The 325-nt window shown below is 42.5% G+C and carries 1 protein-coding gene; it reads right to left on the reverse strand.

Translation table 11 applies throughout. The features are described 5' to 3' along the window. The coding region (locus E0702_RS16180; protein WP_165927578.1) for a UvrD-helicase domain-containing protein at nucleotides 1–325 on the reverse strand (325 nt) is incomplete at both ends.

Raw genomic sequence — 325 nt, forward strand, 5'->3', positions numbered from 1 at the left:
ATTCGTCGACCAGAATATGTTTGAAACGCGCTTGGTAATGCTCTCGAATGGCTTTTTTATCACGCAATAACTCGTGGGCACGGAGCAAAATTTCAGCAAAGTCGACTAAACCTGCACGGTCACATGTCTCTTGATAAGCACTATAAAGTTGTAGATACGTTTTTGTGATTGGATCATGGTAAGCATCAATATGTGCTGGGCGTAAGCCTTCGTCTTTCTTACCATTAATCCACCAGCAAACTTGTCGCGCTGGCCATTGTTTCTCATCAAGATTTTGCGCTTTGATCAAACGCTTCAATAAGCGCTGTTGATCATCACTATCGAT

The sequence above is a fragment of the Halomonas marinisediminis genome, assembly GCF_004347715.1.
Taxonomy (GTDB): Bacteria; Pseudomonadota; Gammaproteobacteria; order Pseudomonadales; family Halomonadaceae; genus Halomonas; species Halomonas icarae.